Origin of the sequence: Pedobacter sp. KBS0701 (assembly GCF_005938645.2) — a bacterium.
Classification (GTDB): domain Bacteria; phylum Bacteroidota; class Bacteroidia; order Sphingobacteriales; family Sphingobacteriaceae; genus Pedobacter.
The window spans coordinates 4,803,528-4,816,201 of record NZ_CP042171.1; the positions used below are offsets into that span (position 1 = coordinate 4,803,528).

7 protein-coding genes are annotated in these 12,674 nt (G+C 38.0%); 1 reads left to right on the forward strand and 6 read right to left on the reverse strand.

The window, feature by feature from the left end; all coding sequences use genetic code 11:
• The first annotated feature begins 82 nt into the window (after positions 1 to 82).
• A complete protein-coding gene (locus FFJ24_RS19380; protein WP_138818818.1) occupies positions 83 to 559 on the forward strand; it encodes an Lrp/AsnC ligand binding domain-containing protein in 477 nt (158 codons plus the stop codon).
• A 662-nt stretch (positions 560 to 1,221) separates the two neighbouring features.
• Here the strand turns inward: FFJ24_RS19380 and feoB are convergent.
• The 6 genes from feoB to gcvH all read right to left on the reverse strand — a co-directional run bounded on the left by feoB (position 1,222) and on the right by gcvH (position 10,517).
• A complete protein-coding gene (gene feoB / locus FFJ24_RS19385) occupies positions 1,222 to 3,336 on the reverse strand; it encodes a ferrous iron transport protein B (protein ID WP_168202570.1) in 2,115 nt (704 codons plus the stop codon).
• A 5-nt stretch (positions 3,337 to 3,341) separates the two neighbouring features.
• A complete protein-coding gene (locus tag FFJ24_RS19390; protein ID WP_025145397.1) occupies positions 3,342 to 3,557 on the reverse strand; it encodes a FeoA family protein in 216 nt (71 codons plus the stop codon).
• 97 nt (positions 3,558 to 3,654) lie between these two features.
• On the reverse strand, positions 3,655 to 6,426 hold the full coding sequence (locus tag FFJ24_RS19395; RefSeq protein ID WP_138818820.1) for a TonB-dependent receptor: 2,772 nt from the start codon (positions 6,424 to 6,426) through the stop codon (positions 3,655 to 3,657).
• Between the two features lie 228 nt (positions 6,427 to 6,654).
• Positions 6,655 to 9,465 carry an outer membrane beta-barrel family protein gene (locus FFJ24_RS19400; RefSeq protein ID WP_138818821.1) on the reverse strand — a complete coding sequence of 937 codons (2,811 nt, stop codon included), beginning with the start codon at positions 9,463 to 9,465 and terminating at the stop codon, positions 6,655 to 6,657.
• 259 nt (positions 9,466 to 9,724) lie between these two features.
• The gene (locus tag FFJ24_RS19405) at positions 9,725 to 10,126 is read right to left on the reverse strand and encodes a VanZ family protein (protein ID WP_138818822.1); all 402 of its coding nucleotides are present in this window, start codon (positions 10,124 to 10,126) and stop codon (positions 9,725 to 9,727) included.
• A gap of 10 nt (positions 10,127 to 10,136) precedes the next feature.
• Positions 10,137 to 10,517 (reverse strand): glycine cleavage system protein GcvH, encoded by a 381-nt coding sequence (gene gcvH / locus FFJ24_RS19410; protein WP_138818823.1) that lies wholly within the window; start codon positions 10,515 to 10,517, stop codon positions 10,137 to 10,139.
• Between the last annotated feature and the right edge of the window lie 2,157 nt (positions 10,518 to 12,674).

The following is a 12,674-nucleotide window of genomic DNA, read 5'->3' on the forward strand; positions in this document are numbered from 1 at the left end:
CCTTGCAAATATTTTAAACATTTAATTTTATTTTTATAATATTGATAAATATTATTAAATTTGCTTATCATAATTCAAAAATATGCTTAAAAAAGACAATTCCAATTTAGAAATTGACAACCTCGACATCGATATACTGAAACAATTGATGCAGGATGCCACTAAACCCTATACAGAAATCGCTAAAGATCTGATTGTTTCTGGCGGAACGATACACGTTAGAATGAAGAAACTGCAGGAAATGGGGATTATAAAAGGTTCTCATCTTATCATCGATCCGCAAAAGGCTGGATACGATATTTGTGCCTTTTTGGGTATTTACCTGGAGAAAGGAATCCAGTACAAGGATGCGGTTTCACAGTTGAGCAAAATTAAAGAAGTAGTGGAATTACACTACACCACGGGTGCCTACAGCATGTTTGCCAAAATTATTTGCAGGGATACCAATCACTTACGTCACGTTTTAAACGAAGAAATACAGGCGGTGAACGGTATCCAGCGTACGGAGACTTTAATATCACTGGAAGAAAGCATTAAGCGGCAGATTGAACTGGGATAAGCGGAAAGACTAAAGCATAAAGATTAAAGGTGAAGGACCCCAATCTGTGTAATCATACCTGAGCTTGGATGACCTTATATGTCTTATATGGTAAAAACCTTTAGTGATTTTATTTGAAAATGAACGTTCGGTGGGATTTCGGGAAGAGCAGCCCCGTTATCCGCTATAGCCCCGAATTACAATCGGGGGCTGCCGCTTCTACCGGGTTTAGAAACAAAGATTGGCGCAGCTAAGCAACCAGCCAAAAAGAGCACCACCTAATGGGCCACCCAGACCCGATTGGAGTGAACACGCAATCCCGATATTTCATCGGGATAAGTAAAACAGAAAGCGGGAGCAAACTCAAATAATTATACAGGCCTTGCTCTCCTACCCTTAATAATCATGTTTATAAGGAGGCCCTTCGACTACGCTCAGGGTGACAAATGCGATAAAACGAAGTTTAGAGAAAGTACAAATAAGCACCCCGCTATTAAATAGTATCGCCTATCGCCCACCTAGACCCGATTGGAGTGGGCATCCCGACATTTTCAGTCGGGATAAAACGGAAAGCGGGAAGAAACCTGGATAATTGTACAGGCCTTGCTCTCCTACCCTTAATAATCATATTTATAAGGAGGCCCTTCGACTACGCTCAGGGTGACAAACAAAAAAAGATAACACTATTTCAGTAGCTGATAAGCAACCAGCGCAGCAACATAAGCCATAGCTGTCATGTAAGCCAATTGGATTACCGGCCATTTCCAGCCTTTGGTTTCGCGGTAAACTATAGCAACTGTACTCATGCATTGCATGGCAAAAGCATAAAAAAGCATCAATGAAATACCTGTAGCAAAAGTGTAAACAGGCAAACCTGTACGGCTGTTCTTAGAGGCAGACATACGCTCTCTAATCGTACCTGTATCCTCATCACCTCCATCAACACTGTAAATGGTAGCCATGGTACCTACAAAGGCTTCACGGGCAGCAAAAGAAGTAATTAAACCAATACCAATCTTCCAATCGTAACCCAAAGGGCGGATGACAGGTTCAATCGCATGACCAAGAATACCCACATAAGAGTTTTCCAACTTCTCAGTTGCTACCAAAGTTTTAATATGATCGGTATTTTTTGAGGTATCGGCCAATGCCGTTTCATATTTTTTATCAATACTTTCAAAGCGGCCTCCAGGTCCAAAAGAAGCCATTACCCAAAGGATGATGGAAATGGCAATAATTACTTTACCAGCCTCAAACACAAATGTTTTCGATTTCTCGTACATGGTGTAGAACACATTTTTCCATCTTGGCATGCGGTAAACCGGCAATTCCATGATAAAATACGATCTTTCTTTGGTTTTGATGATGAATTTCATGACCCAGGCCACTAATACCGCAGCAAAAATCCCCACCAGGTACATCACCATTAGGGCCAATCCCTGCAGATTAAAAATACCCAGGACGGTTTGAGAAGGAATAATTAAGGAAATGATCAAAATATACACCGGAAGCCTTGCCGAACAGCTTACCAATGGGGTAACCATAATGGTAATCATTCTGTCTTTCCAGTTTTCGATATTCCGGGCCGCCATAATAGATGGAACTGCGCAGGCTAAACCACCAATCATCGGCACTACCGATTTACCATTAAGTCCAACTTTACTCATAATTTTATCCATCATGAAGGTAACACGGGCCATATATCCCGTATCTTCTAAAATGGATATGAATGCGAAGAGAATAGCAATCTGTGGAATAAAAACAAAAATACCGCCTAAACCTGCAATTACGCCATCCAATAATAGGTCGGTAAGCATGCCGGCAGGTAAATATTCGTGACCAACATTGGTAATATAACCGAATCCACCTTCAATCCAATCCATTGGATAAGACGACCAGGCAAAAATGGCATTAAAAATGACGAACAAGATCAACAGGAAAATGGCGAAACCCCATATTTTATGGGTAAGGATCGCGTCTATTTTATCGCTAAAAGAAAATTTCTTTTCTGTACCATTATCCACCACAACACCAGATAATATGCTGCTGAGGTGCTTGTAACGCGCAATCGTTTCTGCTGCCTGAACTTTGGAAGATTCGAAATGATGCGATTGCTCTATTTTTTCAATTTCTTCCTGCTCTTTTTCGGTAAAAAAAGTAAGGTATTCGTGCTGGTGAAGCACCTGAAGGGCATAATAATCCTTATCCGAATTCAGTTTCGATTTGATGGCATTAATGGCTTCGGGTGCCAGAAAATTCACATCAACATCCTGAAACTGGGTGGCAATTTTATTGGTATTGGCAATGGCTTGTTTTAACTTATCAATTCCGATGTTATTTCTTGCTGAAATGGAAACCACCTGAACGCCCAATTTTTGTGCAAGTTTATCAAGGTCGATCTCAATGCCTTGTTTAGTGGAAAGATCGATCATGTTCAATGCTAAAATCATCGGGATGCCCAAATCGGCCACCTGCGAATACAAAAGCATGTTTCGCTTCAGGTTGGAGGCATCGGCAATCAATACGATTACATCGGGATGACTATTGTTATTTTTATCGGCAAGTACCTGAAAAACGATACTTTCATCAGAACTTTTGGGATATAAGCTATAGGTTCCGGGTAAATCGATAATCTCGGCATCCTTTTCGCCAGTAAGTTTCGTAAAACCAGTTTTCTTATCGACAGTGATACCTGGAAAGTTTCCTATTTTCTGATTTAACCCTGTTAAACGGTTAAATAAAGTAGATTTACCTGTATTGGGATTACCAACTAACGCAACTTTAATATCCAAACCCAGCTTATTTATTGTATAATGATTACATCGGCTTCGCTTTTACGCAAACAAAGCTGATAACCAGCAACACGGATCGCCATTGGATCGCCCAGCGGAGCAAAACGCTCAACTTCTACCACCTCGCCCGGCAAACATCCCATCTCCATTAACTTTACAGACATATCTAAATCTGTAAATGCTACAATTGTTCCTTTTTCTCCAATCTTTAGGTGCGACAGTTTCATGTGCTAAATTTGGCGCAAGTTAGCCTTTCTTTAGATTTATTCCAAATAAGAAAACCAATATGGTTGTATAAATTGCACAGCTTTACGCTTAAATGATTTAGTTTCTCTGCCCGCCGCCGCCAAAGCCCCCGCCACCATTGCCGCCACGGTTTCTACCACCTTCTTCTGCACCCCTGATTCTGTTTTTACCGCCCATTCGGTTTAAGGAATAGGTAAATGAAAACATGAAGTAACGCTGCAATACGTTGTAGCTTTCATCACGAATAGTGTTGTTGTTAGCCGTACGATTTACACCCTGGTTTTCATTCAGCAAATCGTTTACGGCAGCTTTAAAAGTGCCGCGGTTTTTAAAAAATTGTTTGCTTAGGTACGAATTCACCAAAGTAAAGTGGGTATCGAAATCCTCTCCCCTACCTGTATTCTGGTTGTAGTCTGCATCTACTGACCAGCGGATATCGCCAGGAAACATATAGCTGATACTGATATTTGGACTAAAAGTATAATAACGCGTGTTGGAACTGGGCTGAACAGAATAGGTAGCACGGTTAATTGAGCCACTAACACCTGCGGTTAAATCGAGTTTATCCAAATTGGAAACCAAACGGTAACCATTGTTAATTGACCAGCTATTGGTAATATTTTTTAAGGCATTGGTAAAGTTTACATCCCGATCATAGTTACTACTGATGTTGATGTGAAAATTAAGCTTATTTTCTGCCATAATGGGCAAACTTAATGAGGAGGATAGTGAGCCAGAGTAAACACCACTTACGTTTACGGGCAGTACTGCAAATTTACCCTGGTTAACACCGCTTTCGATTAAACTGCTGCTATTGGCAATTTTATTGGAAGTCTGGGTTAAGTTCACATTAACAAATAGCGACCTGTTTTTTCCTACCGTAAAAGTGTTGTATGCAATACGTAGGGTATTGTTAAATTCGGGTTTTAAATTGGGGTTTCCCAACGGGATACTTTGTGTATTGGTATTATTGGGGATAGGCTGCAACTGTTGTATGGTAGGCTGATTCGTACTACCACGATAATTGAAGACCAAACGCTTACTATTGCTAAAATTATACCTGAACATGGCAGAAGGTGTATAGTTAAATACGTTCTGTTTTAATATAAATCCACGGGTAATGTTATTGTTATTACGATCGGTATTCTGAACGGCCATCCCCACATTCCAGTTGTATTTTTTGTCCATTTTATTGAAACTGAAACCAGCCGTATTGGTTAAGATGGTGTTTTCGTAAACGTTACTTAATGAATCATTCAGCAAATCATAGTTCAGCGTAGCCGGGTTAAAGTCGTAAGTAAAACGATCAGAAGTATTATGGCTATAGCCGTTCTGATAGTTAAATTCAAGGCTAAGGGTTTTACTTAAAGGCTCTGTATAAACCAGTCGGGTATTCTGACTAATAGATTCGCTTTCCTGATCATTAAGCTGATTAATAATCTTTACCGTTTTAACATTATCTTTTTCACGTGTTTCGGGATTGTAATTATAATTATCAGCGTCGTTATTGTTAATGTTCGTGTTAAAATTCAGCGACAATGTTCTTCCGCGGCGCATAAACTTTTTGCGCAACAAAATATTATTACTGATAGCGGGCGCCGTATTATGATTGGTTAAGCGCTGAGATCCGCTTGTGTTATAGGTACCAAAATCGCGGGTATAAATACTGCTGTTTAGGCTTTCGTTATCGGTATAACTTAAATTGGGCTGTACTTTAAGTGAGGTTAGCGAATCGATTTTGGTATCAACCATAAAGTTTAAGCGGTGATTTAAACGATCGGAAGCATTGGTCTGGTTATTATTGAAAACCGTAGTTACATTGCCCAAAAGATTTTGGGTAACGCTATTTCTTAAAATCAGGTTATCGGATTTATTCACAAAATAACTTAAACTTACTTCTGTCTGGTCAGCATACACATCCGAGAAGTTAAATCCACCTGCTTTAGTATCGGTAATACCGCTACGTCCGCCATTGCCACCCCCACTTCCGCCGCCCAGGCCGCCACCAAAATTTTGTTTGTTTACATTATTAAACTGGGCAACTACACTCAATCGCTTATCCTGATCAAAATGGTTGATATTCGCATTTACGTCGTAACGATCGTTGGAACCATAACCAGCTGTACTGTTCCCGAAATAGCCGTTTTTTTTATCCTTCCTGGTGGTGATATTAATGATTTTGGTTCTTGATCCATCATCAATTCCGGTAAACTGTGCCTGATCGGAAAGTTCATCAATAATCTGAATTTTATCGATCATATCGGCCGGAAGGTTTTTAGTAGCCAATAAGGGATCATTCCCAAAAAACTCTTTTCCATCTACCTTAACTTTGGTAATGGTTTCACCCTGGGCTTTTACTGTCCCGGCTTTATCTACCTCTACTCCTGGTAATTTCTTTAACAGATCCTCAACTACAGCATTCTCTACCACTTTAAACGAACTTGCATTAAACTCAAGGGTATCTTTTTTTACCACAATTGGTGGAATTTCTGCTTTAATATCTACCGTTTGAAGATCTATTGCGCCGCCTTCTAAAATAATATCGCCCAGGATGATATCAAGTTTATCTGTTGAGATGGTAAAATCTTTAGTGGTATTCTTTAAGCCTAAAAATGCCGCATATAACCTGTACGTACCTGGCTTCAGGTTTTTGAAAACGAACTTTCCATCTTCTGTAGTACTTACAGCGCCTACCATGCTTGAGTCTGCCAGATTTCTAACAGCCAAAGAAGCATAATCAATTGGCTTTTTATCCTTTGATTGAATAACCCTTCCGCTGACTGAACCCGTTTTCTGGGCGTAAGCATAAAAAGACGATAAAATAAGCAGGAACGTAAAAATTTGTTTCATTCGGTTAGTTTGATTGTTGAGATAAAGACTACCGGCTGTTATAAAGGTTTATTTTTATTTTAGTAACATTTGAAATACATAAATATCAATTGTACATTTAATCCAAAGGTTTGGGTATCAGTGGTTGAGACTAACCGATAGAAAAAGTGTAAAACAAAAAGTCCTGGTTAAAACCGGGACTTTTATTATCATATTGATGGTCGGTGAGCCACCGACTATTGGAAAAGCTTACATCCTTGGACGGCCACCGCCGCCACCGCCACCGCGTTGGCCTGGCATCTGCATATCGCCACTCATGTTTCTGCCACCTATACGCGTTAACGAGTAGGTGAATGAGAACATATAATAACGTCTTAACACATTTGTGGTTAAATCAACAATTGAAGTCCCGGTAGCAGTTCTGCTTACACCGGTATTCTGGTTAAGCGCATCATTTATAGAAAATTTAAATGTTCCTCTGTTTTTAAAAAACTGACGGCTGATGTAAGGATTAAGAATAGTGTATTCCTGATTAAACAGATCACCACCACCAAAGTTCCTGAAATAATCGATATCGATTGCTAACCTGATATTGGCTGGCAATACATAACTGACATCAAAACTTGGATTAATGGTATAATACTGCGTATTGGATGATGGCCTTGCAGAAAATGTAGAGTTGGTATAGCTTCCGGTTATACCCCCAGTTAAATCGAATTTATCAACGTTGGTTACCAATTTATACCCGTTTGAAATGGTATAACTATTGGTTATATTTTTTACCAGATCGGTAATCCCCTGTCCTGTAATAAAATTCACGTTTCTACTGTACGCTCCGTTTCCAGAAATATTCAACGTTAGCTTACGTTCTGCCATCAATGGTAAAGACCAAGTGGCATTGGCATTACCAGCATAAACGCCATCCACATTAATATAACTTACCTGTTGAACACCTCCTGACAAAGGCACAACCGTATTTCCAATGGCATTAAAGGTTTGGGTAAGATTTAAGCCCGCAAAGAAAAACCGGCCATTTTCGATATTAAAGTTGTTAAAGTTGATCCTCAACTGGTTGTTGAACGATGGTTTTAATGCCGGATTACCTATATAAATGGTCTGAGAGTTTGTATTATCCAGAATCGGCTGGATCTGATCGATAGTTGGTTGTGAGGTAGAGCCCCTATAATTAATGAACAAACGTTTACGGTTACTAAAATTATACCTGAACTGCGCCGATGGCGTAATATTGATAAAATTCTGTGTACGTTTTAAACCTGTGGTTAAATTATTATTTACCCTGTTGGTTTGTTGTGCGGCTAAGCCGATATTCCAGTTGTATTTTTTTTCAGTTGTAGTAAGGCTTAACCCAGCCGCATTTGTTAAGGTACGATTGTTATAGATATTCGAAAATGCATTATCTACAAGGTCGAATTGAAGGGTTAACGGATTGTAATTAAACACATCTCTTTGCGAATCGCTATTTGAGTAACCATTCTGATAGTTAACCTCTACGCTTAGGGTTTTATTTATCGGTTCAGTATAAACAAGCCTCGTGGTATTATTTATGGAATGGCTATTGGTATTATTGAATTGATTGGTAATGGTGTCTCTCGTTGCTGTCCCTTCCGTAATTTTATCATTTCTATAGTTAAGGTTTGTACCGTCATTATCATTTATACTAGTATTTACATTTAAGGAAAGTGTGCGACCTCTCCGTTTAAAACTTTTACGGATTAATAAATTATTACTCATGGTAGGCGTAGCAGAAGTTGTGGTATTGCGCTGTGTACCATCGGTCGAGCCATCATCAAGCGTTCTCGTATATTTATTCAAATTGTTTCCGTCTGTTTCGGTATAAGCCACGTTGGGCTGAATTTTAATAGATAAAGATGGATTTATCTTGGTATCAACCATGAAATTGAAGCGATGGTTAATCCTATCGGAAGTATTATTTATATCTTCAGCAATGTTGTTCGTACCTCCTGCCAGGTTTTGGGTGTTGGAGTTCTGGATATTTTCAGAAATTGCTTTATTAAAGAAATAACTGGCCTGAAACTGAGTACCGTCTTTATAGGTGTCGGCAAAGTTTAAGCCTGCTGCATTGGTAGTGGTGATCCCACCATTTCCGCCGCCGGAACCTGCTCCACCCCCACCACCAAATCCACCACGGCCGCCTCCACCTCCAAATCCATTACCTACACCTCCGCCCTGGCCAAAGTTCTGCTTGTTCACATTGTTAAACTGACCAATAAAGCTGATCTGCCTGTCATCATCAAATTTGTTTACGTTCAAGCTGGCATCATAACGATCGTTAGAACCATAACCTACAGTGCTGTTACCAAAATAACCATGTTTCATGCCATTTTTGGTGGTAATGTTTAAGATTTTGTTCCTTGTTCCATCATCAATGCCGGTAAACTGTGCCTGTTCAGAAAGTTCGTCAATTACCTGGATCTTATCAACCATATCGGCCGGAAGATTTTTAGTCGCCAATAATGGATCATTGCCAAAAAATTCTTTACCATCAACCTTTACTTTGGTAATGGTTTCGCCCTGCGCTTTAACACTGCCATCTTTTGCTACCTCAACCCCAGGCACCTTTTTCAGGAGATCTTCTACCACGGCATTTTCGCGCACTTTAATCGATTTGGCATCAAATTCTAAAGTATCTTTCTTCACCACAATTGGGATGGTAGCGGTTACATTAACTGTTTTTAAATCAACGCCATCATCACTCATGGCAATTTCACCGGCATTTACGGCTGCTTTAGCCACTTCTATATCTTTCGTTGTTGTTTTTAAACCTAAAAAGGCGGAATAAATCCTGTACTTACCCGGAGCTATGGCTTTAAAGTTAAAGCTTCCATCAGGATCGGTTTGACCGGATGCCACAACACTCGAATCTTTTAAACTCTTAATTGCGATTGTAGCAAAATCAACTGGCTTTTTATCTTTCGCGTTAATTACTTTTCCGCTTATCGAACCAGTATTTTGAGCCTGGGCGATGTAACCACAAAATAGAAGAACAATGAATATTGCCCGCTGAACGTTTCTTTTCATTAAAAAAATTAGATATTATAATATAAAACTAAGCTATCAGACTGTAGAAAAGCAGAAAGGTTTGTTAAGGTGTGTTAAAAGCTTGGTAACATTTTAAATACAGCCTGAGGAAGGTAGTCAGATCAAACAGGAAGATGATCAGTAAGAGGATTATTTTTGCTGAGAAGGATAGCTTTTGTAATATACTTTTGGGCAATTACAGTTCTTTTTAAAAATACTGCAGCCGCTTAAATATAGGGCTGCGATTAAACAGATGATGCTAACCTTTCTTCTCATTGAAATTCAATTTATGGAGCAATACATAACTAAAAACTGCCATTGATGCGCCTAACATATCACAGCCAAAATCCCACCATTCTGCAGAACGATAGGTAAAAACTTTCCATTGTAATAGTTCAATTCCGCCACCGATAATAGCACAGACAAGTAAAACCTTAAAAATGGTTAAGGTTCTGAAAGCATAGGTATGCTGGTATTTTATTTTACCATAGAAAAGTAATACAGATAAAACAAAGAAAAATCCCAGATGGGTCATTTTATCAAAGCCTTCGAAGAAAAAGCCGCTTTTTCCAACAGAATCGGAAATGTGCATATTACAAAACACCAAAACAACAACTGTCCAAAGAATGGCCCATTTTTGCTGTTTTAGTGTTTTGTACAAAATATTAGAATTAGGCACCTACAAGTTCCTGATAAGCTTCTGCTGTTAATAAACCCTCTACTTCAGCTAAATCAGCTAAAGATACTTTTACCATCCATCCCTGTCCGTATGGATCAGAGTTAACCAATTCCGGGTTGTCGTTTAATTCAGCATTAAGTTCCAATACTGTCCCTGTAACTGGCATATATAAATCAGATACCGTTTTAACAGCTTCTACCGTACCAAAAACTTCTTCTTTAGCTACCTCGCTACCTACAGTGTTAATATCAACATAAACGATATCGCCCAATTCGCGTTGTGCAAAATCAGTTACGCCGATATAAGCTTCATTACCTTCAACTCTAACCCACTCGTGGTCTTTAGTGTACTTTAATTCTGATGGAAAATTCATTATTTATATATTTTTGAAAATAAGTTATTTAAGTTCGTTGCTCTATCAGGCTTGCACGCATAGTTGCAAACATTTAATTATTCATTTCGTTTGCCCTTCAAAAATACAATTAAGTTTTACATATCGCAATGCCAGGCGAATTAACTTAAAAATATTAATGGTGTCAGTACTGTGCGCATGTATAGTGACGTATGTTAATTGCACTAGCAGCGATTGCGTTAAGGTGAGATATAAAGCTGTTAAAGAATTCCTGATAAGCAAAAGGCATGAATTTTATGCCTATGTTAGCTGAAGCAGTGAATTACATGAAGGAATTCGACAAAGGCTAATATGCCGGATTGTCTATGCTTCGGTCAACTTTAAGATACCTATTCCACTCAATACACCAATGATTGATTTTTTCCTGGCAAAGAACCCATGATATTCGCTAGAAAAGTTATGGTGAGATCAGACAGTACTTGAATCTTCGTGTAACTGCCTCAAAAAACTCAATTCTATTCCACTAATAATATGATGTTCTAAAAACCTTCAGTACTTTAAAGACAGTGCCTATATCAAAATCTTTATGCCGTAACATAACGTTTTCATTCCATCGTAATTATCCACACCAGTAATGAGATAATAAGTAATAGTGTAAATATTGATCCGATTATATTAAAGTTGCTCATAATATTTGGTTAGTTAGTAGATAACAAATTGATACATACGAAATGTTTTATAAAATGGTTGTTCGCTTTGTTCATTTTTTCAGTCAATCCGATTATTAGAATTTAATATTGTAGAATCCGAAGCAAAATCAGAACTTGATACAAGAAATTCTATCATCCAGAAGAAGTAACAAGAAGATCAGGAGAAAAATGATAAAACAATTGCAGATCGACATCAATCTACCAGCATTTAACTTAATTATGGCATCGTATTTCCCGGTGGTGTACTCAGGAAGATAGACCTGGTGACTTTTAAATGTTATCGCTTTTTGCTATGAACCTGTTTAAATTTTTACAGCAAATATTACATAGCATTTTGCTTTCACGCTGAGCACAATGGATTGCTTTTATTAATGCATTAAAATGGTCTTCGACTACGTTCAGACTGACATACGAATTAATTTTTAAACAGCCTTATCGTATTTTCCGCTTACTATGCGATTACCACACTGATTTTCGGTCAGGAGTTTTGGATTCGCTCTGGTGTCTGACTTTTCGGAGCAATATACAACACGGATAAGCATCATAACTGTAGTAAATCACTAGTTCTGATGTGCTATTGTTATCGACTTCTTTCTATCTTGAGTGCGTTTTTTCTGGTAATGAAAATCAAATATCATTAGCATTAGTGCTATAATTAACAAAGCAATCAATACCCAGTCCACTGTTGGACGGTCTCTCATAAGAAATAATTGGTTAGACTGCAAACATAGTAAAAAACTTAAAGCAACACAATACTGCAGAAAGTACGGTTTATTATTAACCGACAGGCATATATGCAAACGCATTTGCCGGGGGGATAGAATTGGCCGGCAACATTTTAAATTAAATCCAGTCCTATTTGTGAAATCTCTTCTAAAATTACCTGCTGTACGAAACTCCAAAGGAGTTATTAATTTTTTGGACTCGTCTGTTCTGACTGGCCATATCTATTAAAATCATAATTATAGCACAAATTAATAACGAAATTAACATCCAGTCTGTTGTGAATTGCTTTTTCATAATCTGAGTATTAAATACATGCAAATTTAGAGAAAAATGAACTGCAGTTAAACCAAAGAACCGCACAATGGAAAAAATTAATAAATATCAAATCGAACAAATAAGTCAAAACTTCTCTTTCAAAGAAAATCTCCGATTGCTTAACAAAAAAATAACCGGAACTTAAACCAGGAAAAAACTGATTTCCAATTAACGGTTAGATTCCTGCATTCTTGCCTGTTTATACATACACACATAATTACGCTACAATAATCATAAAAATATCTGTTAACCAATAAAACAGCACATTTCAAAATGTATACGACTCTATAAAAAAAATATTTTTTTTATAAAAATAAAATCCAATATGTCAAAAATTACGTATATATGTAAATCTAACCATACAGATATCTAACCGAAAACCAAATATGAGTAAGCTAATTATTATTGCAATTATTTTTTTCACCTT